The 26,038-nt window shown below is 46.3% G+C and carries 21 protein-coding genes; 14 read left to right on the top strand and 7 right to left on the bottom strand.

Going from position 1 to position 26,038, the window contains the following annotated elements; genetic code table 11:
* Positions 1-94: 94 nt before the first annotated feature.
* Both ACTJKB_RS13560 and ACTJKB_RS13555 read right to left on the bottom strand, forming a co-directional pair.
* A complete protein-coding gene (locus tag ACTJKB_RS13560) occupies positions 95-2,026 on the bottom strand; it encodes an ATP-binding protein (RefSeq protein ID WP_440834605.1) in 1,932 nt (643 codons plus the stop codon).
* A complete protein-coding gene (locus ACTJKB_RS13555) occupies positions 2,019-2,732 on the bottom strand; it encodes a response regulator transcription factor (RefSeq protein WP_440834604.1) in 714 nt (237 codons plus the stop codon). Before ACTJKB_RS13555 ends, ACTJKB_RS13560 begins: the two co-directional genes overlap by 8 nt.
* Positions 2,733-2,937: 205 nt before the next feature.
* On the opposite strand from ACTJKB_RS13555, the gene ACTJKB_RS13550 reads away from it, so the two are divergent.
* Positions 2,938-4,296 (top strand): ABC transporter substrate-binding protein, encoded by a 1,359-nt coding sequence (locus ACTJKB_RS13550; protein ID WP_440834603.1) that lies wholly within the window; start codon positions 2,938-2,940, stop codon positions 4,294-4,296.
* Between the two features lie 129 nt (positions 4,297-4,425).
* Here ACTJKB_RS13550 and ACTJKB_RS13545 read toward each other — a convergent pair whose 3' ends face one another.
* Positions 4,426-6,090, bottom strand: a complete 1,665-nt coding sequence (locus ACTJKB_RS13545; RefSeq protein WP_440834602.1) for a DUF6138 family protein — start codon at positions 6,088-6,090, stop codon at positions 4,426-4,428.
* Between the two features lie 387 nt (positions 6,091-6,477).
* Between ACTJKB_RS13545 and ACTJKB_RS13540 the strand changes: the two genes are divergently transcribed.
* The gene (locus tag ACTJKB_RS13540; RefSeq protein ID WP_440834601.1) at positions 6,478-6,858 is read left to right on the top strand and encodes a hypothetical protein; all 381 of its coding nucleotides are present in this window, start codon (positions 6,478-6,480) and stop codon (positions 6,856-6,858) included.
* Positions 6,859-6,972: 114 nt separating this feature from the next.
* Here the strand turns inward: ACTJKB_RS13540 and ACTJKB_RS13535 are convergent, their stop codons facing one another.
* Positions 6,973-8,325: an MATE family efflux transporter gene (locus ACTJKB_RS13535; RefSeq protein ID WP_440834600.1), complete on the bottom strand. Its 1,353-nt coding sequence runs from the start codon at positions 8,323-8,325 to the stop codon at positions 6,973-6,975.
* Between the two features lie 132 nt (positions 8,326-8,457).
* Here ACTJKB_RS13535 and ACTJKB_RS13530 point away from each other — a divergent pair, with 132 nt between their 5' ends.
* Positions 8,458-9,138 (top strand): TetR/AcrR family transcriptional regulator, encoded by a 681-nt coding sequence (locus tag ACTJKB_RS13530; protein ID WP_440834598.1) that lies wholly within the window; start codon positions 8,458-8,460, stop codon positions 9,136-9,138.
* A gap of 126 nt (positions 9,139-9,264) precedes the next feature.
* Complete coding sequence (locus tag ACTJKB_RS13525; protein WP_440834597.1) at positions 9,265-10,407, top strand: phosphotransferase; 1,143 nt, start codon at positions 9,265-9,267, stop codon at positions 10,405-10,407.
* On the opposite strand, the gene ACTJKB_RS13520 is transcribed toward ACTJKB_RS13525, so the two are convergent.
* On the bottom strand, positions 10,361-11,164 hold the full coding sequence (locus ACTJKB_RS13520; RefSeq protein WP_440834596.1) for a hypothetical protein: 804 nt from the start codon (positions 11,162-11,164) through the stop codon (positions 10,361-10,363). The genes ACTJKB_RS13525 and ACTJKB_RS13520 overlap by 47 nt on opposite strands.
* A gap of 234 nt (positions 11,165-11,398) precedes the next feature.
* Here ACTJKB_RS13520 and ACTJKB_RS13515 point away from each other — a divergent pair, with 234 nt between their 5' ends.
* Positions 11,399-12,046, top strand: a complete 648-nt coding sequence (locus tag ACTJKB_RS13515; RefSeq protein WP_440834594.1) for a response regulator transcription factor — start codon at positions 11,399-11,401, stop codon at positions 12,044-12,046.
* Position 12,047: 1 nt separating this feature from the next.
* Positions 12,048-13,439 carry an ATP-binding protein gene (locus ACTJKB_RS13510; RefSeq protein ID WP_440834593.1) on the top strand — a complete coding sequence of 464 codons (1,392 nt, stop codon included), beginning with the start codon at positions 12,048-12,050 and terminating at the stop codon, positions 13,437-13,439.
* Positions 13,440-13,558: 119 nt separating this feature from the next.
* On the opposite strand, the gene ACTJKB_RS13505 is transcribed toward ACTJKB_RS13510, so the two are convergent.
* Positions 13,559-15,052 (bottom strand): peptide MFS transporter, encoded by a 1,494-nt coding sequence (locus ACTJKB_RS13505; protein ID WP_440834591.1) that lies wholly within the window; start codon positions 15,050-15,052, stop codon positions 13,559-13,561.
* Between the two features lie 246 nt (positions 15,053-15,298).
* On the opposite strand from ACTJKB_RS13505, the gene ACTJKB_RS13500 reads away from it, so the two are divergent.
* From ACTJKB_RS13500 to ACTJKB_RS13480, 5 genes are all read left to right on the top strand, one after another.
* Positions 15,299-16,270 (top strand): helix-turn-helix transcriptional regulator, encoded by a 972-nt coding sequence (locus tag ACTJKB_RS13500; protein WP_440834590.1) that lies wholly within the window; start codon positions 15,299-15,301, stop codon positions 16,268-16,270.
* A gap of 361 nt (positions 16,271-16,631) precedes the next feature.
* Entirely contained in the window at positions 16,632-17,309 is a 678-nt protein-coding gene (gene pnuC / locus ACTJKB_RS13495) for a nicotinamide riboside transporter PnuC (protein WP_440834588.1), read from the top strand.
* The gene (locus ACTJKB_RS13490) at positions 17,306-18,316 is read left to right on the top strand and encodes an AAA family ATPase (protein ID WP_440834586.1); all 1,011 of its coding nucleotides are present in this window, start codon (positions 17,306-17,308) and stop codon (positions 18,314-18,316) included. Before pnuC ends, ACTJKB_RS13490 begins: the two co-directional genes overlap by 4 nt.
* Positions 18,317-18,343: 27 nt before the next feature.
* Positions 18,344-19,234, top strand: coding sequence for an NUDIX hydrolase (locus ACTJKB_RS13485; protein ID WP_440834585.1), 891 nt, complete (start codon positions 18,344-18,346; stop codon positions 19,232-19,234).
* A 201-nt stretch (positions 19,235-19,435) separates the two neighbouring features.
* On the top strand, positions 19,436-20,704 hold the full coding sequence (locus ACTJKB_RS13480; protein ID WP_440834584.1) for an amidohydrolase family protein: 1,269 nt from the start codon (positions 19,436-19,438) through the stop codon (positions 20,702-20,704).
* Positions 20,705-20,761: 57 nt separating this feature from the next.
* Here ACTJKB_RS13480 and ACTJKB_RS13475 read toward each other — a convergent pair whose 3' ends face one another.
* Positions 20,762-21,844 carry a GntR family transcriptional regulator gene (locus ACTJKB_RS13475; protein ID WP_440834583.1) on the bottom strand — a complete coding sequence of 361 codons (1,083 nt, stop codon included), beginning with the start codon at positions 21,842-21,844 and terminating at the stop codon, positions 20,762-20,764.
* A 291-nt stretch (positions 21,845-22,135) separates the two neighbouring features.
* Here ACTJKB_RS13475 and ACTJKB_RS13470 point away from each other — a divergent pair, with 291 nt between their 5' ends.
* Genes ACTJKB_RS13470 through araA form a run of 3 tightly spaced genes read left to right on the top strand, consistent with a single transcriptional unit; the run spans position 22,136 to position 25,905 of the window.
* On the top strand, positions 22,136-23,749 hold the full coding sequence (locus tag ACTJKB_RS13470) for a xylulokinase (protein WP_440834582.1): 1,614 nt from the start codon (positions 22,136-22,138) through the stop codon (positions 23,747-23,749).
* Position 23,750: 1 nt separating this feature from the next.
* A complete protein-coding gene (locus ACTJKB_RS13465) occupies positions 23,751-24,446 on the top strand; it encodes an L-ribulose-5-phosphate 4-epimerase (protein ID WP_440834581.1) in 696 nt (231 codons plus the stop codon).
* 34 nt (positions 24,447-24,480) lie between these two features.
* Positions 24,481-25,905, top strand: a complete 1,425-nt coding sequence (araA, locus tag ACTJKB_RS13460) for an L-arabinose isomerase (RefSeq protein ID WP_074088267.1) — start codon at positions 24,481-24,483, stop codon at positions 25,903-25,905.
* Positions 25,906-26,038: the final 133 nt, after the last annotated feature.

Genomic DNA, 26,038 nt, shown 5'->3' with positions numbered 1-26,038 from the left:
CTTGCCGTTACAGACAACGCGGTGAACTGTATCTTAAATAGGGGCAAGCGAAAAAGAGGCTATGTATGATGTCCACTACAGTGTAGGCAGAATTCTACAAGGGCTCGCTTTGGCCGTTGGCTTTTCGACTATAATTTTTTTCTACAGGAATTTGGAAACTCCAGTCTCCGGTGAGCATATGCTCCTCAGCCGGGTCATCGAACAGGACTATGCTGTTTACGTTGACTTTCAACATGAACTGATCTGGAGGTGGGGTCCCGGTAAAAGAATAATTGATGGTGCCGTTTTTGGCCAACATTACACCTAAATCCGTGGTGATGCCGGGAACCGCTTGTTTCGTTGAAGAGTCCAATTGAAATGCCGGCTTCACCGATTGTTTCACCCATTGCGACTCCGGTATTCCGCCAGAATATTTCATTGAGTATTGGAGAATTAGGCGCTGGCCGTCGAAAAGGTAATTATGAATAAGAAGGGTATAGCCTTTGTCAGTTTTACCGGTGATTAGAGCCATCTCATCATTTCCGCTTGTTGGCATCAGCAGTGGATCATCAGATTCAAAGAAGATGGAATGCAGATTTACCAGCAGCGCGGAGGTAAATGAATTCTTAACGCTGAATAGTACCAGCGCACAGACGAGCAACACGATCATGGATACCGCGGCTGCATTGGATTGGAATAAGCTCTTTTGCTGGGGAGATCTTTTTTGTTGCGGCGCCAGCGCTTGTTCAGGAAGTGCAGTTGGTATCTGCTTGATTTCGTTATCAGCTTCTTCGGGAACAGCTGCATACGCTTGATGGAGGGCGGAAACCGAGAAACGTGTCTCAAATACGGTTGCCTTCTTGCTGCTGCGTGCAGTAATGCTCCCTCCGTGTACCTCGACAATGCTTTTTGTGATGGCCAGACCGAGACCAGTACCCCCGGTCTGCTTCGACCTAGATCTCTCCATCCGGTAAAAACGGTCGAAAATAAAGGGCAAATCCCTTTCCGGAATAGGGTCTCCATAATTTTGGACACGCACGGCCAGCACATCTCCATCCTGTGCGATATCAATATCGATGTATTTGCCCGCCTGCCCGTACTGGATGGCATTGGCGATGATATTCTCGTACGCCCGTACCAACAATCCTCCGTCCGCCTGGATCTTGAATTCTCCTTCATGCATGTTCAGCCTGATTTCCATGCCTGCGTTCTCCGTAGCCGGCACGAATTCCTCGGCAAGCTGACAGATTAACCCGGCGATATCGAGCTCGCTCAGTTCCAGAGGCATGCCGTTGTTGATTCGCGTATATTCGAACAATTCATCGATCAGTCGCCGAAGCGCCAAGGATTTCTCATACGCGATGTTGACGTAATAACGCATCTCCACTTCATCCTGATACCGATCCTCCTCGATCACTTCGAGAAAGCCGAGAATCGAGGTCAGAGGAGTGCGCAGGTCATGCGATACACCGGTAATTAAATCGTTTTTGGTCTTTTCCGCTCTGCGCTCCTCCGCTATCGAATGCTTCAACTGCTTACTCATCTGGTTGATGCTGAGCGCGATCTCTCCCATTTGATTACCGGCAATTTCCGGAATTTGATGGTCGAACTGCCCGCTCGCAATCTTCTCCAAACCGCTCGTAATCTCTGCCAGATAATGATCCCATTCGCTGCTGAGCTGATTCATACTCTCTGCGACAACGCTTAACTCATCCTTGCCCTTGACCGCTACCACACGCCCGAACCGACCTGCTGATATCTCCTGCAGCCCTGTGTTGATTTCGCGCAAATCCTGAACCAGACGGAGGCTGGCAAGGAAGAAATTGATGGGAAAGAGAATGATACCAGCTATGATCATCACGCGAACGGATCCAGCATGCTCAATACTCCAATTGATCGGGGCAGCCACATATTTGACTTTTTGCAGAGATCCGGCCATGAAATATCCGAAAAATATAGCTGCGCCTGTTAGAGCCAGGCTTGCAACCATAATCAGCATTAATCTCCAGCGGATTGTATACAGCCACTGTTGTTGGATCCTACTCACCCCTTGCTTTTAGATCGCTTTCGATTTTGTATCCAATCCCCCACACGGTTTTGATGATCCGCGGTTCTCGCGGATTAGATTCTATCTTCTCACGGAGCTTTCGGATATGTACCATTACGCTATTCTTCGACTCCATAAAGGGCTCGTTCCAGACCTCTTCGTAGATGCGGTCCATGCTCAGCACCATCCCCCTATGGACTGCCAGCATATGGAGGAGCGAGAACTCGCGGGGAGTCAACTTGATTTCCTGCTGATCGACCGTTACCGTGTGGGACGCAATATTAATAACGACGTTTTCGATATAAATTTCGTTCGCGCTAGCCGAAACGGAGTTGAACTGGTTCATCCTTCTAAGCTGCGACTTGATACGTGCGATCAGCTCAAGCGGGTTGAATGGTTTGGTTACGTAGTCGTCTGCGCCGATGCTGAGGCCTGATATTTTATCGATATCTTGGCCTTTAGCCGAGAGCATGATGATGGGAATAGAATTTGTTTCCCGTATTTTCATACAAGCTTGCAATCCGTCCATCTTAGGCATCATAAGATCAAGTACAATTAAATCGACTTGATGGGACTGCAGAATTTCCAGCGCCTCCAGGCCGTTCGATGCTTGCAGAAGCTTGTAGCCCTCGTTATTGAAATAAATACTCATCAATTGGATAATTTCCGCTTCGTCATCCACCATCAAAATCGTGCTTCCCGCCATAGATCCTCCCTTAATTCCTGTATCTTTCTTAAATTGAAGAGCAGCACGATCATTATAAGCGATATTTCTTATGCAATGAATAACGTCAGCATTATTTAAGAAAATGATAAGAATTTCGGTAGCAAGCTGTTAAGCTTCCTCTTCTATACTTGGTTCAATACAAGCGAATAATCGTTTGAACAACAAATGAGTGGAGGTTTTATTTTTGAAGCACAATGTAGTACAGAAGTTCATGCTTGTTAGTCTCAGTGTGATGTTCATCGGTATTTCAACGGGGATTAGCACAGGTGACCAAGTTTCCGCAAGTTCCGGCAGCCAGGCAGATACAGGAAATACTTTAAAAGTACTGTACTGGAATTCGGACGATTTCAACAGGACGTATGGGGATTTGTTTCGTAAGAAGTACCCGAATACAAACATCGAAGTCGTTGCGCCTGGAGGAATGAGTGCGATTACGGATTACAACGCAGCTATCCAAAAGTATTCACCGGATCTGGTCATGCTGCCCCCATACCAGTACAAACAAATGTCTAACGATAAAAAGCTGGTAGATTTAGAAACGTTAATTCAGCGGGATAAATATGACACGACAACGTTATACCCTGGCTTGCTGGATGAGCTGAAGAAACAAGGCGGCGGCACGCTTTACGGGTTAAGTCCAAAAGCCGATTCGTACGCTCTTCTGTATAATGCTGATTTATTTAAAAAGTACAATGTTAAAGCACCAAGTGACGGAATGACGTGGGAAGAGATCTTGAATCTTGCCAAGAAATTCCCTACTAAGGGAGATAAGAACTCCCGGATTTGGGGCCTAAGCTCCTTTGGATCCAGTAATTTGGTTATGGATATCGCTAGAACAGAAGGGTTAACGTACATTGATCCAACTACTCTAAAGGCTACTGCGAATACAACGGCGTGGAAAAACGCCTATCGTATAGCAAGCGAGGCCACGAAGTCGGGGGTCCTTGACGAAAAGGTCAGTCTGTCCGGCAAAAGTTACTTGGAAAGCAGCTCATTCAATATGGGACGATCAGCTATGATAGTAGCCTCTATTAGTCAGTTGCAGTCCTTGCAGGCAGCAAAAAGTGGTGTGAAGAATTATAAACCTTTTACGCTTGGTATTGCAGCCGGCCCTGCGGATTCTAAGGATCGAAAGTCAACCGGAAACGTTTTTATCACTGAGATATTTGCGATTCCGGCAGACGCATCCCACGTGGATGCCGCTTGGGATTTCATCCAATATTTCAATGGAGATGACTACGCTAACGAATACTATAAACTCCCATCCATCAGTGCCCCCCTATCGCGCACGATTAAGGAGTACTCTGGTTACAAGCTGGATGCGTTCTATAAATTAAAACCAAATCTGGATTCATCTATAGCAGGTTATGTTCTTATGAACAAGTCACCAAATTTTGAATTAGATTTCCGGTCCGTTCTAGGTAAAGAACTGACAAAGGTAGTAAACGGGAAGAAAACATTAGACAAAGCAACCGCTGCTATTCAAACACAAACTCAAGCTGTTGCTAATAAACTGACAGGGGCGCAGACCGCAAAGAAATAGAATATTAAGACACAGATCATTGAGGTCCATTTTATGGATTAGGAGCGAGTAGGGGGTGTCCCACTAAAACGCAAAGCAGCGATTCTCCCGTTATTGGAGAATCGCTGCTTCCATAAGGAGCGGCTTACCTTATCCTAATAGAGACAACAATTGTTTCAATCCTTCCATAAGCGGAGGGTGTGCTTGCCGGACGGCCTTCTCAAGCTTGTCTACGCTGCCGAAGATTCGGCACAGAACCAACTCTCGCTCATGATTCTTTTTGTTCTTCAGCACTTGAACAAGAGCTTCGGCTAGCTCGGGATGGTCGATGGTTATGTTTTGAACCGGTCTCGCTTCCTCATTACCACCCAGGAGAATGGATACAATTACTGGCATATGCTCAGTCTTCACGCCATGAGCAGCAATAAATACTTTTGCATAGCTGTCCTGCGCCATCTGATGCTCCGTATCCACCAGATCCATATAGCGGCAGACTAACGGGAAATACGATTCACTGTATAATCCGAGTCCTAACACGGCATAGGTGCCCGGCATGACCGATTTTTCGCCTGGTTCTACATCCCGGTACCACGCAAACTCTTCCATAACCGTATCCGCATATTCGGCAAGTTTAGGGAAAAGGGCCGGGTAGCTGAGCGCATTGGCAAAAAACTGATGCAGCTTGGACTTTGCCAGACTGCGTATCGGCAGAAAATGCTTTTGGACAGACTTCAGTTTCAGCTGGTAGCCTTTAGGGAATCCTTGCCGAAACAGGTTGATCATGTATTCTAACGCTTCCCCGTAGGCCAGCTCCTCTTCAGAAAGGATCCGGATTTCGATCGTCTGCGTTACGTCATTGTTGCTGCCTTCGACCCGCTCCCCCCGATACGTACTCCTGAATTTACCGCTGCCGGCTTTCAGATACTGCAGAGCCTGCTTAGAACCCAGCTGTCCTGCGAGTTCAAGGTACTTCTGGCGGATATCCGGTTTGGTGATCCCGATCTGCAAGGCGGTATATAAGAAGAAATCCGTTTCCCCGGTATCTGCAACGGGACGAATAGACGCTTCCTTTAGCCTCCAATCGTATCCATAATCATTGGGACGAACAAAATACTGTGGAAGAAAATGATCCTGAGCCCAATGATCGAAGGCCGAGGTATAGTAACCGATCCATTCCTGTTTGCGCTTTTGGTTTTGCTGGAGCTTATCGGATAGACGCCGTATCAACGGTTCAATCACCTCCTCCTGCTGTCTCATGAGGTCGGGATTAATGAGATGATAAGCGAAGAAGAACATATCATCTGACTTGGGCAGCACGGGCAGATCTGAGTGAACTTTGGTCTGGATGAAATTCCCCAGCGACTTTTGAAGCCCTGCCAGCTTGTGTTCGTTCAACAGGCGGCGGCAAATCCTTAATTCGGAATGCTCCCCCTCCAATTCAAACACTACTTCAAACTGGTAATCAAAAAAGTGGGGTCCGAGATCGTCAGAGCGAAACAGGTTATCGACAAGCCCGCATAAAGCGGGGAAAAACTCCTGGGATAGCTGTTCATCAGTTAACTCCGCCATGTAAGGGCCAGCTGCCATTGTATAGGAGCTGTCGCTCCAGGAGAGCGGCTCGTCAATATCGATATGGATGTTGTCCTGCTCCACGTAAGAATGGCTTCTTCTCCACGCCACGCGAAGATAATCCCTGATTCCTGCCTGCAAGGAACTGAAGTTCTTTATTCCGTCTATCCTTTGATGTTCCTTAGCATAAATCGAAGTGATTTCCTTCCATATATCATTTAGAAAAGCTTCTACAGCCTGGTTCACCGATTTACCTCCTGCCTTCAAGTAGATTCTGTCTTCATTCGTTAATCGCCAGGGGGCGGATGCCCATGGTAGCGCAGTGATTTTTCAAAGAAACGGCTAAAGGGTCATATAGAATCCAGCATTTTACCCATAAAGTAAACTGTTATATGTTGTATGTCAAGGTACGGCAAATTTTTCGAGGGAATAATGATTTACCTTGAAGGACTTTACTGTCCCCGGTGGGTCTTAGGTATGGTCGAAACAAGCGGAGACTGGGACTATGCGACGATTATTGTTTGATATGGGGATGAAATGTTGTCATGGCGGGGGCTGCTGGGTAATAGACATAATTAGAACTTTCGAATTGGCTGAATTTGGATTGAGAGCCACGGAAATGGGGGGGAGATCATGGCGGCACAGACAGTGTCAGGCATCAGCCCGGTACGGGCCATTGCAGCTTACGGTGACACACAAAGCGATGTCAGTTCCATGGAGAAACAGCGGAACCGATTGCTGATGGAACTGGACAAGGTGAATGAAGCACAGGGCGGAGAGATGCAGACGCCTTATCGCCGGGAGCAGCTGCAGCGGCAAATTCGACTGCTGGAGGCCCAACTGGTACAGAAAAGCGGAAGCAGCACTTCGGTCCATTTTGTACCGGCTCCTCCGCTTCAGGACCATCTCCCGGTCTGGCAAACGGAACGAATGGGAGGCCTCAAGGGCATCGTGCTGACCGATCCACGGACGGCGACGGTCAACGCAGAGGGGCATTTCAATGCTTTGATTTAGACAAAAAGGCGAAGGTGCAAAAAGTATCCGGTGATGAACCGGCTTTTTGCACCTTCTTTTTTATAAAGAGGTCGCAGAACTCCAGGATTGGCTGATCTGCCTGTGAGATGATTTCTACTGTACCAAATGATCTAATTCCGGCTGTAATTTGTTCCGCAGAATATACAGCATGAAGGCACCGACAAGGAATGCGGCGGCATCCGAAATGACAAGCGACCAGACCACCCCGTGAAAGCCGTTCATTTCATTGGCGATATATAGCACAGGAATCAGCGTAACGCCTTGAATGATTGACATAATAAATGCGGCCGTTCCCTGCGCTGTAGCCTGGAAGACCCCGGTAAACAAAGTGGTCATTCCTGTAATGAACAAGGATAAGAACGTCACATGCAGAATGTAGCTGCCCATTTCAATTAAATGCGGGTCATTTGTAAATAGCCCAATTAAATGGTCGGAAACGAAATAGACGATGATACCGAATACGGCTGCTAACCCCACAATTGCTTTGATCGTAAATCCAATGGTATTCTTCATGCGCAATTTATCCGCTGTAAAAGAGAAGGCAATGAGCGGCACGACCCCCTCGCATAAGCCCATCAGAATAAACTCAGGAAACTGCAATAAACGTGATGAAATTCCGTAAGCCGCTATGGCTGCATCCCCGTATTCGACAAGAAAATGGTTGAAGATCAGCGACATTGCCCCCAAAAAGATGCTCATAATAAAGACGGGAACCCCGATTTTGAATACATTGCCCAGAATATCTTTGGTAGCCTTAAACCATTTTACGGAGATCGTTAAAAATCGGCTTTTATTTCTCATATAGAGGGCAAAGTATACACTCGCAACCATGTTGGAGATGACCGTAGCTGACGCAACACCGATCACGTCCCAATGGAACACGAAAATGACGAGCGCATCGAGAATGATATTTACAACAACACTTATAATCATCCCGGTCATCGATGTGATGGCTGCACCCTCCGAACGCACGATATTCTCCAGCGTGAAGAATAATACAACGAATGGTGAACCTATAAGCATAATAGTGACATAGTCCTTCGTGAATCCGAAGGAGTCAGGTGTTGCCCCCAGGCCATGAACGATGTGATTGATGAGCGGGAGGCCCACAGCCATCACGATAAGACCGAGAACTAAGCTGCTGTAAAAAGCGAATGAAGACACATGCTTTACGTCATCATACTTTTTCTCCCCTAGCATACGGGAGATGTAGGTACCGCTGCCTATGCCAATCAAATTGCCCAGCGCCATAATGATTGCAAATAACGGTAAAATTAGCGCGAGAGCCGTTAACATAGCAGTATTATGGAGTGTACCAAGGAAGTAGGCATTCAAGAGGGAGTATATGACATTCATTGATGTGCCTAACATCATCGGTACGGCGAAGTGAGCTACGGCCTTTGCAACCGGTGCTTTCTCAAAGTAATAGAGGTTTTCTGAATCCATGTTGAATCACCACTTTCTTTTATTTTCACAGTCTAACGGTGTTAGATTGAACCTTACAGTGTTAGATGATATCATGAACCTATAGACCTGTAAAGCATAAACTTACACTGTTAGATAAAAGGGCGGATAATGATGAAAAAGAAGCAGCCTCAAATTTCGGAGGACAGGATTCTGGAAGTCTCGTGGGAGCTTCTTGGGGAGGAGGACATCGAGAAATTTAGCATGAGACGACTGGCCGACAGGCTGGGAATTCAGGCTCCCTCCCTGTATTGGTACTTTAAGAGCAAACAGAATCTTTACCAGCGCCTGGCCAATCAGGTATCGAAGGTGATCCTGGAGGAGTTCCAATCCGAGGGGGATTGGAAGGAGCAACTGACAGGGCTTGCGGTAACCGTAAGGAATGTGCTTAGCCGATATCCCTGCTCTACGCAACTCATGATGATGACGCTGCCCCACGAACCGGACATCATCCGGTTCACCAACCGTATGCTGCTCTGCGTGGAATCGACACCGCTTGACCAAGCGCAGAAAATGCAGGTGGTTACTACGCTTGTGAACTATGTCTTCTACTTCGTTCTAGACAATTATCAGCATGAGCGCAATGTCGCCGCGATCCTTAAAGACCAGGGAGCGCCTCCGGGTGAGGAGCTGATTCGGCTCATGGATTCCATGGGCGAGGCGGATGCAGGACTGTTCCGGAGAATGTTCACGAACGGGCTGTTCGAGATAATGGGGACCGACGGGGCGTTTGAGTTCGGCCTGAAGCTGATTCTGCTCGGGATTGAGCAGGTGATTAAGGAGCAGGAGAAGTAGAATGTCATCTGGAGAGTTCGACATCATAACAGATTGCCAAGAAACTTCATAACTCTGCTACGTTCTCTACGCAGTTTCGCTGTTCGGGGCGGAGGGATTTGGAAAGGTTGGTTTTAAATGCTGTTGATGAATGAGGACCAAATAGTCAACGAAATCGCGGTCTGGCTGAAAAAGCATTTTTCGGCTGAGATGTTGTCCGCCGAGCGTGTTAGGCGTGGGCTATTGAACGAGAAGTGGATTGTCGAGACGAACAAGGGGTGGCTGTTCGCCAAAAGCTATCACCCTGAGCGGTTTAAGATGGGTGATCCGGAATTTCGGGGCAAGATTGAAAATGCACTGCAACTGCAGCTTCTTTTTTATCAGTCGGGTGGACCGTGTCCTGAGCCGCTGACACTGGAAGGGGGCTGCATACACATCCTGCCGTGCGGAAGGTACATGACCGTCATGACGTGCTGTCCAGGCGCTATGGTACCTGCTGGCATGGTCGGTGAGCATAGGATGCACGCACTCGGACGGGCTGCCGCGGATATGCATACCGTCTGGGATTCCGCGGCGGCATTGGGGTTCGGAGCAGCAATGCCGCCGGAGGAACCGGTTTGGCGGTTGTCTCGCGAGGAGATGGAGCGCACCTGGGAGGTAAGTTGGGATGCGGCTCGTGACTCGTCTGAGCGTGTCCGGAATGCATTGCAACTACAGAAGGAGATTGCTGATTCACTTGGAGATGATGACTTTACGCCTCTGACTGCAGGCTGGGCCCACCTTGATCTGTGGGCAGACAACCTGCTTTTCGAAGGAGACGCTCTGGCAGCCATCGTTGACTTCGACCGGGCACGCCACTCGTTTCCAGCTCTGGACCTCGGGCGGGCTGTCCTTTCCGGCACGCTCAGCGAGCGCGGATTCTGCAAGGATGCAGTGGTCGCTTTCACTGAAGGCTACCGTAGTGTGCGGCGGCTACCGCCGGGCTCGCTTTTGAGGGCAATCAAGTACGTCTGGTGTATCGAATCGCTTTGGTGGATCCAGCCGTCATTCGAATCGTCCAGTGCAGTACCTAATATTGAATGTACAAAGAAACCTCTCCTTTTGAAATGGTTGGTCGCACTTCCATTTACCAAAAGAAAGGTTTCTTTTTTGCGGTTCTTTAAAGACGGTAGATCCATTTCCCCCTTAAACAACGGTCCGTTCGCGGAGTGTCCTCACCAAGTTCCCATTTGGAGTTGTAAAATTATTTATTTTCCGTCTTTAAAACACTATAGTCTCTCAGTTGAGTAAGATCTTGAGAGAGTGCAATACGATAGAGTTTATTAGAAGCAGTTGTGACATCAAAGGTATGTGAAATTACTCCGAATGCATCAGAAGATATCCACTGATAGGTTATAGATTTAATAGGTTCAGCTAAATAGCCTTTTTTGGTGATAAGATTTTCTACTTTTGCATACGAGCCATCAAGAGTAAATTGTTTAGTACCAGCATCGAGTCGTTCAGATATGAGTTTATCGGCTGAAGGTGTATCCATATCAAACTCTTTGTATATATTAGGACCACCAGTGTATTTGCTGCGAATTAGTTCACCTGTACCTCCATCCATCTCAACTAAAAAACTATAGGAGGGTGTAATGCTTACCTGAGCCCACCACGTAGAACTAGATTGACCAGCTTGAGGGGAATAGGACATTTGAAGCGTTTGATTATCAAGTTTTACGTCAGAAAATTTAAATATCTCCTGAGCAGCTATTTCAGCAGCTTCTTCTAAAGATAAATCTTTAGGACTAGGTGTTTTACTTTGAGTGTAGGGGGCGTAGATAGTCTTATAATTAGCCTTTACATAGCCAGCAGGAATTTGTCTATCCACTAAGTAGGAAAGCTTAGAGACATTGTAAGCAGTAGGAACCTTGTCTACAGTTTTTAGTTCACCAGCTACTGCAACTTGTGTGAGCAGCAGGGAAGAGACACCTATAAAGGTAATGATTTTAATGCTTTTAAAACCGTTTTTTACGAAATTTCTTGGATCTGATGATTTTCGAGACATTTTATTGTCCTCCTTGTTATTGTTTTTTAATACAAAATAAAAATAACAAGAGAATACATGGGTACTATTATAAAGTTGTTTCAGAGTTGTAAAAAAAAGAAATATCATTAATATTGAAGTTTTAATATGAGATAATAAGTGAAAAATTTATACATTTCCACATAGAATAGTACATCTATGTACAGATTTCAAGTGTAAAAGGATAGTAGTTGTTTAATATGATGGGGTGAAAGCATGGCAGATATTCTGGTAGTAGAAGATGAAGAGGGAATTAATGAATTAATAAGGAGAAACTTAAGTTTGGTAGGGCATACCTGTTATTTGGCTATGGATGGTGAGACAGCCGTAGAAATGATAAAAAATAAAAGTTTTGATTTAATTGTATTAGATATTATGCTGCCTGAAATGGATGGGTTTGAGGTATTGGAACAAGTAAACGGGATTCCTACTATTCTTTTAACGGCCAAAAGAAGCGTAGAGGATCGGGTAAAGGGGCTTGTCATGGGAGCAGATGATTATCTGACAAAACCCTTTGAAATGTTAGAACTTTTTGCAAGAGTAGAAGCTATATTAAGACGAACCAAGAAGGAAGAAGATACATTTGTAATAGATAATGTTAGGGTTGAATTTCAGAGTAGAAAGCTTTTTTTGAAGGATGAAGCAGTTGAATATACACCTAAGGAATTTGAGCTATTGGAGGTACTCATAAGGAATCGAAATATTGCTTTATCAAGAGAGAAGCTTTTAGAGTTAGTCTGGGGATATGAATACATAGGAGAATCAAGAACGGTAGATGTTCATATTCAGAAGCTTAGAAAAAAGTTGGGATTGGAGAAAAGGATTGTAACGGTGTATAAACTAGGGTACCGGTTAGAGGTGTAGTATGAAAAATAAAACCTACATATGGACTTTGGTATTATTCCTGTTGTTTATTAATGTTGGGATTATGATATTTAGTATTGTTAATACAAAACATAACCTTACAGGTATTAAGGAGAGTTATTTAAGAGAGTATGCTTTTTTAGTGAATGGTATGACTAAAGACATAATGGCTATGAAGAATAAAGGTTATGAAATAGACGCTGCTATTGCCCGTTCTTATGATTCTTATAATATGCAATATGAAGTTCAAAAAATTTATTTACAGATTTATAAAGATAAAGTGAGAAGATATTCCAGTTTGCCTATGGAAGCAACATTAAGTGATAAGGAAATAAATGAAGAAAAAGATATAACGGAGATAACTGTTGTAACACTAGATGGAAGGAAATACATACAGGTATGTGGGTACTTACCAGAGCCGTATAGCCAATATGCATTAGTCTATTATGCAGATATAACAGATACAGTAAACGAGTGGGAAAAGATGAATAACTCCTTATTTATTGCAGGTATAATATTTTCAGGAGTTTTAAGTATATGCTTGTTTATTTTATTAGAATATCTTTTTAAACCACTAGAAAGAATTTCATGTATTTCAAATAAGATTGCCAATGGTGAATACAAAGAAAAGCTAGAAATAAGGGGTGGCGAAGAAATTGCAGAGGTTGTACAAAGTTTTAATATGATGGCGGATAAAATTCAATATCAGATGGAAGAGCTTGAGAACCATGCGATAGAAAAGCAGAGATTGATAGATGATTTGGCACATGAATTAAGAACTCCATTAACTGCAATCTACGGATATGCTGAATATATGCAGAAGACGCATTTAAGTGAGGAAGATAAGTATGCTGCAACCAATTATATTTTATCAGAGAGTAAAAGGTTAAAAAATATTTCCGAAAGTTTATTGGAACTGGTAATCATACGGGAAGAAAAAGAAATAGAAATGGTATCAATTGACATAGAACAGTTGTTTAAAAAAATTCATCAAACCGAAAATATTAAGCTCAAAGAAAAAGGAATAGAATTAGTATATTACAATGAGTTGAAAGAAATAAAAGGAAATGAAGATTTAATAGAAAGTATGGTTGTGAACTTAGTAGACAATGCAATAAAGGCATGTAGCAGAAACGGTAAAATTACGATGAGAGCTTATTTTGAAAAAGAGAAAAAAATTATTGAAATAGAAGATAACGGAAAGGGAATGACAGAGGCGCAGCTCCTTTTGGTGACAGAAGCATTTTATAGAGTAGATAGGGCAAGAAGCAGAAAAGAAGGGGGAACCGGACTGGGACTAACATTGTGTGCGCAGATTGCTAAGAAGCATCATGCAGAGTTATCTTTTTCTTCAAAACCTAATGAGAAAACAATTGTAAAGGTGATTTTTTAGGAATGTTAACTTAAAAGATGCTAAGTCGCCTGGAAAATTGTATCAGGCGGTCAACAATAAATAATAGAAGAGGAGCACCACAGTAAACGGGTGCTCCTCACTAATCTGGACATGTGCTTTTACTGTATCCCTTTCATATACCCCTGAATTTTCGAGGAGAACGAGTAGAGCAGAATACTGAGGAGGATTGCCGCTCCTCCAATGACACCAAAGTATACCATCTCAGTCTCAGGCGAATAAAATCTCACAATCTGAGCATTAATCGCTTGGGCAGCCGCATTGGATAAGAACCATAAGCTCATGGTCTGAGCGGAGAAGGCGGAGGGTGCTAGTTTGGTCGTTGCCGATAATCCTACAGGAGACAAGCATAGTTCCCCCACCACAACGATGAAATAGCTAAGCACGAGCCATAAAGGATTAACCAGGGAATTCTCACCCCCAAAGTAAGCCGGCAAGAGGATCACAAGGAAGGACAATCCTGCAAACAATAGACCCAAGGCGAATTTCTTCGGTATCGTGGGCTGCCGTTTTCCAAGCTTCACCCATAACCAGGCGAACAGGGGGGCTAACGTGATAACAAACAAAGGATTTAAAGACTGAAACCAGGCTGGCGAAATATGCAGTCCGGCAAAATGGAGCTCTGTACGTTTATCTGCATAACTGGCAAGGATGGTTGACCCTTGCTCTTGAATAGCCCAGAACATAATCGCTGCAATAAACAGCGGAATATAAGCAATGAGTCTTGAGCGTTCCACGCTGGTTGTTCTTGGACTACGGAACATGACAATGAAATATAGGGTTGGAATCAGAATCCCCAGAATCCCTATAATCACTATAAATGATTTAAACGTTAACAGACCTAATGGAATCGTAACCGCAACGATAACAGCGAGAAGTACTGCCCCGGTACCGAATAAAAGGGACACTTTTTTGCGTTCCGCACTTGATAACGGACTTGCAACCAGAGTGCCTGCAAGACCGAGGTTTTTTTTCTTGGTAGAGGTAAACATGATTAATCCCAGAAACATCCCGACGGCTGCAATACTGAAGCCCAGGTGGAAATTGTAATCCATCCCGATGGTTCCTACAATTAGCGGAGCGATGAATGCCCCCAGATTGATGCCCATGTAGAAAATACTGAATCCTGCATCCCGGCGCCCATCATCCTCGCTGTACAGTTGACCTACAATACTGGATACATTAGGCTTCAGCAAGCCCGTACCCAGTACGATTAAAACCATGGAAACAAAAAATAATGAAACACTTCCCGGGATGGCCAAGGTGATATGCCCCAGCATGATTAAGATACCGCCGTAGAATACAGCCTTCGACGCTCCGAATACCCGATCCGCTAACCATCCGCCAATAATCCCGGACATATAGACAAGCGAACCATAAATTGACATAATGGCGAGAGCGGTGCTCTCCTCCATGCCGAGTCCGCCTTGACTCAGTTCGTAATACATATAATAAACAAGGATAGCTTTCATTCCATAGTAGGAAAAGCGCTCCCAAAACTCTGTGAAGAACAGAGTAAACAACCCTTTGGGATGTCCAAAAAATCCCCGTTGCGGAACACTCTCCACGATTCTTTGTTTGTTAAAATCAGCCATGCTGATACTTCCTCCCTTGGTGGTAACAAAATTGTGTGTTCAAAGTATCATCCCTTAGTAAGAATACCCATTATGAGACATTTTCAACTTTCAGAGGCCCATATTAGATCCCACAGCGGATGCAAAAAAATTAGTATACAACATTGGGTGTGAGGTTGGATGTGACATAACTCCAAGAATGGAATCGTAGTAGAATTACACCATACTCAAATCAGTTTCATGTACTCGAGGAAAGGGGGGCTCCCGGTGGCGAAATGGGACAACATGCTGTCCATGCTGTGGATGCTACGATCTGGAAGGAAGCTCACCGCTGCGCAGATCGCGGACAATTTGGAGATCAGCGTCCGCACCGTGTACCGGTATATAGACGCATTATGCGCCAGCGGTGTGCCAGTTGTTGCGGAGTCAGGTCATGAAGGCGGTATTCGCATTTTGGGAAATTTCAAGGAGACGCCATTGTTCTTCAACTCTGTGGAACTGAAGGCACTTATGGACGCATTTAAATTTGCGCAAGGCGCGGGCTATCCCTATACAGAGGAGCTGGAAAGCGCATTGAAGAAGGTGGAGAACGGACTACACGAGGAGCAACGCCACGATCTGTCCCTTCAGACGAGCGGCTTGGATGTAATCTCTCCGGTGCGTCCGCCTTCCGCCGTTCTGTTGCTTAAGGACCTGGAGCAGGCGGCCAAGGACGGGCGAACGGTCCACATCACCTATAGAAAAGTAAATGAGGAGCTGGCGAGCGTACGTGACATCGATCCGTACGGATTGGCGTACAACCGAAACGAATGGTACGCTGTCGCGTTCTGCCATCGGTCGCAGGCAGTGCGGACATTCCGTGTGGACCGCATTGCACGGCTGGAGCCGACCGAAGAACGGTTCGAAAAGCCGGAGCGTTTCTCTGCGTCCGTCTATTTCCGGGACCAAACCGAGCGGAGACGAGAGGCGGATGGACCGCTGACAGTTATCCGCATCGAAGGAGAGCCTGACACGTTGAACGCGGTTTGCGGCCACTGGCATCTGCGTCACTATTTAACGGAACGGACCGATCGGGAGGCACGGTTTCTACTCGACGTTCCGACGATGAACAAGTACCTTCCGATGTATCTGATGACGTTCGGCACAGCCATTCGCATTCGGGAACCGCTGGAGCTGAAGAGCCGGATCCGGGAAATGGCATATGGAGTTGCAAAATATTATGAAGACGGTCCGGATTGAACTACGCTGACATTGATTGTCAGTGAATCCGGTATGCGATAGAAGGAAAGGTGGATTCATCCATGGTTCAGCACCCGCATCCATTGTACGAATACTTGCCGTCACAGCCAGTGCAGACCCTTTATAACTTGGGATGAATGCTGCCTTAGTTTTACATATTCACCCGCCTGTTTAAGCGGCCTTGGTCTGGTTTCATGGGCCTGAGGCCGTTTTGTTCTGCGCTGAAGGGGGATTTGACTTGAATAATGCCGGATTCTCTGTTATGTTGATAGTAACAAATAGAAAATATCAAATTGTTACTAAGTGTTTGGATTAAGTTATTTTCAGCAAGAATAAACAGGGAAGCGGAGGGGGATGCAATATGAAAAGGGCCGTGGGCGGATGGAAGTTGTTCGAAGTGGTCTGGCTGGTGTTGTTTACTTTAATTGCTGTCAGTTTTACGTTTCTTTCCAAGGATTCTTTTCTCGGATTCACGGTCTTTATCACCGGAGTGCTATGTGTGGTGCTTACGGCGAAGGGGAAGCTAATGAGTTATGTTTTTGGCATGTATAATACCTTCGGCTACGCCTATTTGGCTTATGTCAACGGATTATTTGGCGAGGTGATGCTGAATTTGATGTTCTTTGTTCCGATGAATGTCGCCGGCTTCTACATGTGGAAGAAGAATTTTCAGAGTGGTAAGCTGTCTATGCGCCAGATGGAGCTTAAAGGGATGTTCCTCGCTTTGGCGGTCTGTATTGCGGGTTCCCTGCTGCTGGGGTTCAGTTTATCGTTCATTTCGGGGCAGAACTCGCCTTACATCGATGCCATAACGACAGTGTTATCCATAGTGGCCACGGTTTTGATGGTAAGAAGATTCAAGGAACAATGGCTGGTCTATATTGTGCTGAATATGTTCACGGTGCTGCTATGGGTGATCCGGACGCTGGAAGGCAGCAGTGAGGGCCTGCTAATGGTCGTCATGTGGAGCGCCTACCTGATTAACGCGGCATACGGCTATTATAACTGGAATAAAGGGGCTAAGGAGGCACTCGCATGAAGACTCTTGGATTAACGCTCGGGAAGTTCGCTCCGCTGCATAAAGGACACCAGTACATGATCGAGACGGCGCTGCAGGAGGTAGATGAATTGATCGTGGTCATTTACGAGACGATGGTTACGCCGATTCCGTTGCATATCCGGGCGGGCTGGATCCGTAAGCTCTATCCGCTGGTTCGGGTAATCGAAGCCTGGGATGGCCCGGATGGGTACTCGGACGACAGGGAGCATGAGATCCGGGAAGAGCTGTATATTCTGGGGCTGCTTCAGGGCGAGCAAGTGACCCACTTTTATTCGAGCGAGTTCTATGGCGGGCATATGAGCATCGCATTAGGTGCAGCGGACCGGCGGGTGGATGAAGCTCGCCAGCATGTACCGGTATCGGCTACAATGATCCGTTCCGATCCTCATAAATACCGGGATTATGTAAGTGATATCGTGTACCGGGATTTAATCACGAAAGTGGTTTTTGTGGGAGCGATGTCAACCGGTAAGTCAACCCTCACCGAAGCATTAGCCCGGCGGTACCAGACAACCTTTGCCAGTGAGTACGGACGGGATTATTGGACTGAGCATCAGGTGGACCGCCGGATCGGCCTCAGTGCCTTTGATGAAATCGCCGTGGGCCATATGAAGCGGGAAGAGCAGGCGTTGCTGGAAGCAGACCGGTATCTCTTTGTCGATACGAATGCGATTACCACTTATATGTATGCCTTGGATTACCACGGACGGGCTCCGGAGCTTCTGACCCGGATCGCTCTGGAGAACGCGCAGCGGTATGATTTGTTTTTCCTGTGCGACGACGATATTCCTTACGACGACACGTGGGATCGCAGCGGCGATCAGAAGCGCCATGTTTTTCATAAGCAAATCCTAGCGGATTTGAAGGAGCGGCGGATTCCCTTTGTTACGTTAAGAGGAACGCTGGAGGAACGTATGCGTAAGGTAGACGAAGTGTTAGCGAAGTTTGAGCCTTATTGCAATTATTTCGGAGAACTGCAAAACTAAAAGAAAAGAACCAGGGAGGCGGAGACGTTGGAATTGGTGGATCGTGATGGACTTACAGAGCGTGAATTTTTGGAGCAGTATCGGGCAGGGGATTTCGAGCGGCCTTCGATGGCGGCGGATATGGTCATTTTCACGGTGACGAATACGGAGGCGGACAACTACCGCAAGCTTCCGGAAAAAGAGCTGCGTATCCTGCTCATTCGCCGGGGAGGGCATCCCTTCTTGGGGAAATGGGCACTGCCCGGCGGTTTCATCCGGCCGGACGAGAACGCCGATCAGGCTGCCGCGCGGGAACTGAGCGAGGAAACCGGCGTTGATGACGTATACTTGGAACAGCTCCATACTTTTACCGATGTCGGGCGTGATCCCCGCACCTGGGTGATGAGCTGCAGCTATATGGCTTTAATCGATAGCAGCCGGTTTCAGTTAAAAGCGGGTGACGATGCCGAAGATGCTGCCTGGTTCAAGGCGAGCTACCGGCTGCTGCGGGAGCAAAAGGAATTGCTGGACGAAGGATACGTCAAAACCTTGACCTATGAGCTTAAGCTTAGTGCCGAAGGAGAAGAGCTGACGGCGGTTGTCAACCGGACCGTAACGGCAAAGCCCACCTCTAAGTCAGTCGTTTACTCTATCATGTCGAATGACGGATTGGCTTTTGATCATGGGAAAATCATTGCTTGCGCTATCGAACGACTGCGAAACCAAACAAATGACACCGATATTGCCCTGCACCTGATGCCGAAGCTGTTTACCCTGACGGAATTGCAGCAGGTGTATGAGGTGATTTTGGACAAGGAACTGCTGAAGGCTGCCTTCCGGCGTAAGGTGGCTAATCTCGTGTCCGAAACCGATCACTACACGGAAAATGGGGGACACCGTCCTTCCCGCTTGTATCGGAGGAATTGGGAGCAAGCCTGAGGATAAATGTATGGAGACAGACCGCCGTAAGAGATCCCTTTCTTCTAGAGAGAGGGTCTTTTTTTTATTTTTACGATTACGCGGATTGTCAGATAGACCATTAAACTTAGACTTCAATTAATTATAAAGTTGACAGTTAGTATTCTAAGTGTTATATTTCAAACATCAATAAACCATATTCCATAATAGGAGGGTAATACGATGATTACTGCAATCACCAACGCGCGTATATTTGATGGCGAGAAAGTGATCCGAGCCACGACGGTCCTGATTGAAGGCGGACAGATTCTATCGGTGGGCGGGGAAATACCAGAGCATGCCGTCATTATCGATGCAGAAGGAGCGACTTTGCTGCCGGGTCTGATTGATGCGCACGTTCACACTTCCGTAGAGGGCTTGCGCGACGCATTGAAATTCGGAGTTACAACTGAATTGGAGATGATGGGCGGGTTCACCAAAAGCGGCCGCGAGACACAACTAAAAGGGCTCGATGATATTGCAGACGTACGATCTGCCGGGATGGCGGTCACACCTCCTGGGGGACATCCCGATGAGCTCATGCCGGGGGATGGAGAAATTCCGGATTTTGTGCTGAAGGAATTGGAGAAGATGAGCGAAGAAGACCGTAACGCTATGCTGGCTGCCCACTCGCATGATCATGGGGAGGCGCCTACGGTAACCAGCCGGGACGAAGCGCTGGCATTCGTGGGCGAACAAGTTAGTGCGGGAGCCGACTATATCAAGATTATGATTGAGGAAGGCACGGTATTGGCTGCGCCCGGACTGCCTGTTTTAAGCCAGGATATTCTGAGAACGGCTGTAGAGGAAGCGCATCGTCATCACAAGATTGCGATTGCCCATGTATTGACTGCCGAATCTGCCCGGCAAGCTATAGAGGTTGGGGTTGAGGGACTGGCTCACTTATTCATTGACCGCCCTGAAACTACTCCAGATCTGGTGAAATTGATTGCTGAGGCTGGCGCGTTCGTTACACCATGTCTTGTCCTGAACTCCTCGATTATCGGTCACCCCGCATCGGAATTGGCGAAGGATCCGCGTGTGAGCTCCAAGCTCAGTCCGGAATGGATCGATACTCTGAATGCCAGCTTCAATACTTACCCGCAAGGCAGCATGGAAGACAACTACCGGAATGTAATGGACCTTCATCATGCAGGCGTAGACATCCTGGTGGGTACGGATGTATCCGTACCCGTTCCATCGCTGGGCGGACTTGCCCATGGAGTCAGTGTGCACCACGAGATGCAGCTATTGGTGGAGGCAGGATTCACGCCTGTAGAAGCACTTCAGTCAGCTACCTCGAAAACAGCCCGCCGTTTCGGCCTGAATGATCGCGGGCATATCGTTGCGGGGGCGAGGGCAGACCTGGTCTTGGTTGACGGGGACCCAACAGTAAATATCTCGGATACGTTATCGATTCGCGAAGTATGGCAGCGCGGTGTCCGGAAATAGGAACTTAAGAATCCAACTTGCTCCATAGGCGAAATCCTTGATCCACAAGGGTTTCGCCTATCTCTTCCTTACCGTCTCCCCTTCAATTAACACAGGCTGATAATAGGTGCTGTTTCTTAAATCCTTCTTCCCTTGCAGTTTCTTAATCACCCAATCGGCGGCATCACGTCCCATTTGTTCCTGCGGGTGAGTCAATGTCGTCAGTTTGATGTTCGCATTTTTGGCAATATAGGAATTATCCTGACCTATAATAGATAAGTCCTCGGGAACAGATATATCAAGTTGTCTGCACACATGTACGACTTCCAGGCCTACCTCGTCGTTATAGCAGACAATTGCTGTTAATCCGCCTCGATTTTCGGTTAGGAATGTCTTCAAGTTGGTGGACAGGTCCTGCTTGGTTTCTGTATAAAATGAAAGTACCTGCTCTGGGTGAAAGCGTAGTTTGGCTTCTCCGAGAGCTTTGATATAGCCCTTCATCCGATACTTTCCTTGTAAATCATCCATTTTGGCAATGATCCCAATTTGTGTATGTCCGTTAGAGATCAACTCTTTGGTGGCCAGATAGCTGGACTGTACGTCATCGAGACAAAAGAATGGGACTTCGAGTTCTTCATAATAAGCATTAATCATGATGAATGGAACATCCTGTTCCTTGAACGACAGGTAGTAAGCGATATTGGGATTGTATAAATTGCTCTTCGTAGGTTCAATAATAAGACCATCCACACCAAAGGACAGCATCATCTCCAGAGCTTTCTTTTCCTGCTCGACATCATTATTGGTACTGGCTAATAGTAATGAATAATTATCTTCATTTAATCTGGATTCAATCCCGCGAATAATAGAAGGGAAGATGTAATCAGAGATGTAGGTCGTGATGACTCCGATTGTTTTATTATTTGGATTCCCACCGGTTTTTGACCGGAATTGGTTGCTGACATAAGTCCCCGAGCCTTTTTCACTTCTTAAGAAACCCTCATTGGATAGTTCCAGAATAGCTTTTCGAACGGTCTGCCGACTAACATTATACATATCCTGCAAGGCAGATTCCGTTGGAATCTGGTTTCCTATGCTGTATGTTCCTGAAAGAATATTGCTTTTGATATCCTCAAGAATAACCTGATACTTTGGTTTCACTGTACTCCTTCTTTCCTGGTTGTTCTAATACCAATTTGTCCATCCGTAATATTTGTATGTACATATTTTAGCATAATTATAAGCTGATTAGATACTATCGTCTTACATGTACTAATACTTCAGCTGAAATATGATGAAAATCCCTTGATATTCGCGATATTTGTAAGTATAACTATGAATGTCTGTTGACAAATGTACGAACAAAAAATATACTGAAACTGTAAATAAGGGAAAGCGCCTTCTTTCTATTATGGCGGTTAAAACAGTTGTTCAGAGAGGAGTAACGTGTGCATGGATCAAGACATCAAACAAGCGATACTCAAGGGAGAAACTTCACTTGGGATCGAATTTGGATCCACACGTATCAAGGCAGTGCTGATTGATCATCGTTTTGAAACAATCGCATCTGGAAGTTATGAGTGGGAGAACCTTCTGTTAGACGGGTATTGGACGTACAACTTAGAGAGTATTATCGCAGGTCTGCAAGAGGCTTATAGTGGAATGAAGCAAGAGGTTGAACGGAAATATGGAATCACCATTCGAACAGTGGGTTCTATAGGATTCTCTGGAATGATGCACGGGTATATGGCTTTTGACAGCGCGGGTAAGCTGCTAGTTCCGTTCCGGACTTGGCGGAATGCGACAACCGGTGCTGCAGCAAAAGAGTTAACTGATAAATTTCAATTCAACATTCCTGAGCGCTGGAGTATTGCTCACCTGTATCAAGCGATATTGAACGAAGAAGAACATGTTCCTCGTATTAATTTTATTACGACGCTCTCCGGATACATTCACTGGCTGCTGACTGGAAATAAGGCTATTGGTGTCGGAGACGCTTCGGGCATGTTCCCGATAGATGAAACTACACATGATTATAACGAATCCATGGTTAAGCAGTTTGATGAACTCATTGCGGCCAAAGGCTACTCATGGAAGCTGAAAGATATCCTTCCGGAGGTCCATATTTCAGGTCAGCAGGCAGGTGCATTAACCGCAGCGGGAGCCAAAATCCTAGATAAATCCGAAAATCTGCAGCCAGGTATTTCGCTCTGTCCTCCGGAAGGTGATGCGGGAACAGGCATGGTTGCTACGAATAGTGTGAGAAAACGGACAGGCAACGTCTCCGTGGGAACTTCGGTTTTTGCTATGCTTGTATTAGAGAAGGAGCTTACGGCGGTATACCCGGAAATTGATCTGGTGACAACACCGGGCGGCAATCCGGTCGGAATGGTTCATGCCAACAACTGTTCAAGTGATATCAACGCCTGGCTGGGCTTGTTCCGTGAATTCTACGAGGCCATGGGACAGAAGGCGGACACGAATCATTTATTCGGTGTGATGTTCAATAAGGCTCTGGAAGCAGACCCGGATGGCGGCGGATTGCTTAGCTATGGTTACTTCTCAGGCGAGAATATCACCGGAATGGAAAAAGGCCGGCCATTGTTTGTACGCTCCCCTGAGAGCCGTTTCAATCTGGCTAATTTCATGCGCACTCATCTGTTCACTGCTTTTGGTGCATTGAAAATCGGGATGGATATTCTGACAAAGAAGGAAAATGTCGAAATTGACAGCATTCTGGCACACGGCGGTTTATTTAAAACCCCTATCGTCGGACAAAAAATTGTTGCAGCTGCCTTAAATGTCCCGGTATCCGTGATGGCTACAGCCGGAGAAGGCGGAGCATGGGGAATGGCTATTCTGGCTTCTTACATGATTAACAAGGATCAGCAAGAAAGCCTGGAAGACTTCCTCGACCAGAAAGTATTTAAAGATACCGAAGGACAGGAGATTTATCCTGACGGCTCCGACGTTAAGGGATTTGAAGCATTTATGGAGCGCTACACTCAAGGTCTGGCGATTGAGCAGGCTGCTGTAGATAATCTAGTGGAAAACTGGAGGGGTTGACGTGTTAGAGCAACTGAAAGAAGAAGTATTTCAAGCGAATCTGGATTTGCCTAAACATGGGCTTGTAAAATACACCTGGGGGAACGTAAGCGCTGTTGATCGGGAGAGCCGCTTATTCGTTATTAAGCCTAGTGGTGTTAGCTATGACACGATGAAACCCAGCGATATGGTAGTTGTTGACTTTGACGGCAATGTGGTTGAAGGAGAGATGAGACCTTCTTCAGATACACCAACTCATGCCGTACTGTATAAGCATTACGCAGAGATCGGCGGTATTGTGCATACCCATTCGACTTGGGCGACCATTTGGGCTCAAGCGGGTCTGGATGTACCTGTTATGGGGACTACTCATGCAGATACCTTCTATGGTTCTGTACCTTGTGCCCGTTTCTTAACGCAAGAGGAGATTGACCGTGGTTATGAAGCGGAAACCGGCCGTGTCATCATCGAGACGTTTGAGCAGCGCGGGCTTGATATTTTAGCAGTGCCTGGTGTCCTGCTTAAGGGTCATGCTCCGTTCACCTGGGGCAAAGATGCCAAATCCGCAGTCATGAACAGTGTCGTGCTCGAAGAGGTTTCGAAAATGAATTTATTCGCACGGCAATTGAACAGTTTTGCTGAAGAATTGCCACAGCGCATTCTGGATAAGCATTACTTACGCAAACACGGGAAAGATGCCTACTACGGGCAGAAGTAATACCAACTAATAATTTATGAAAAGAGGATGAATGATGTCAACAGTAGGTGCAAAAGAATTCTGGTTTGTCGTAGGTTCACAACATCTGTATGGTGAAGAAGCGTTAGCAGAAGTTAAAGCAAATGCACAAGTAATGACCGATGCCTTGAATAAGAGCGGCGTTCTGCCTTATCCGCTTGTATTGCAGGATCTGGCAGTCACTGCAGACAAAATCACTGCCCTCATGAAAGAAGTCAACTATCGTGACGAGGTTGCCGGTGTCATCACCTGGATGCATACCTTCTCACCTGCAAAAATGTGGATCCGTGGTACTAAAATGCTGCAGAAGCCGCTGCTTCATCTGGCTACACAGTACAATGAAAGTATTCCTTGGGCAACCATTGACATGGACTTCATGAACCTCAACCAGGCAGCACATGGTGACCGTGAATATGGATTTATCAACGCCCGTCTGAAAAAACAGAATAAAGTAGTGGTAGGATACTGGGGACGCGCGGAAGTTCAGAAGCAAATTGCAGAGTGGATGGACGTAGCGGTTGCCTACAATGAAAGCTTCAATATCAAAGTTGCCCGCTTTGGCGATAACATGCGTAACGTTGGCGTTACTGAAGGCGATAAGGTCGAAGCTCAAATTCAATTTGGCTGGACCGTGGACTACTTCGGAATTGGCGACCTTGTTGGGTACGTGAATGCTGTGAAGGAAGAAGAAATTGATGCTTTGTTCGCGGAGTATTCCAAAGCTTATGAATTTGACTATGGTACTTACAGCAAGGAAGCTTGGGAAGCCAGTGTAAAAGTGCAGGCAAGCTATGAAATTGCCCTCAAGCGCTTCCTGGATCATGGCGGCTACACGGCCTTCACGACGAACTTCGAAGACCTCTACGGTATGAAACAGCTTCCGGGTCTGGCCGTTCAGCGTCTGATGGCACAAGGATACGGATTTGCCGGTGAAGGGGACTGGAAGACCGCTGCCCTTGATCGTCTGCTGAAAGTAATGAGCCACAACCAAAACACTGGTTTCATGGAAGATTACACCTATGAAATGGCAGCAGGTCAGGAATCAATCCTTCAATCCCATATGCTTGAGGTTGACCCGACGCTGGCAAGCAATAAGCCCAAAGTCCTCGTGTCTCCGCTCGGTATTGGCGATCGTGAAGATCCGGCCCGTCTGGTGTTTGACGGCAAGGCAGGAGACGGCGTGGTTGTGTCCATGGCTGACTTTGGCACTCATTACAAACTGCTGATCAATGAAGTTACTGCATTTGAACCAACAGTTCCTGCTCCCAATCTTCCAGTAGCCCGTGTACTATGGAACGTGAAGCCGAACTTCCAGGACGGGGTTAAGGCATGGATTGAGAACGGCGGCGGCCACCATACCGTGGTTTCCTTGAATCTAACCACAGACCAGATTGTTACTTATGCAAAACTGGTTAACCTGGAATACGTAATTATTAAGTAATCAGAAGATAGTTATCTATAAAAGCATTGGGTCCGTTCACAGGACCCAATGCTTTTTTGATTGATGAATGAGGTTGTCTTGGCAAGCTGACCTAGAGGGAGAAGCGGGGTTATGAAATAGAAAAAGCCTGGCA

The organism is Paenibacillus sp. 22594 (genome assembly GCF_052044425.1).
Lineage (GTDB): Bacteria > Bacillota > Bacilli > Paenibacillales > Paenibacillaceae > Paenibacillus_AQ.
Note: the sequence above shows the minus strand (reverse complement) of the source record. Positions and strands in the feature narration are given on the sequence as shown.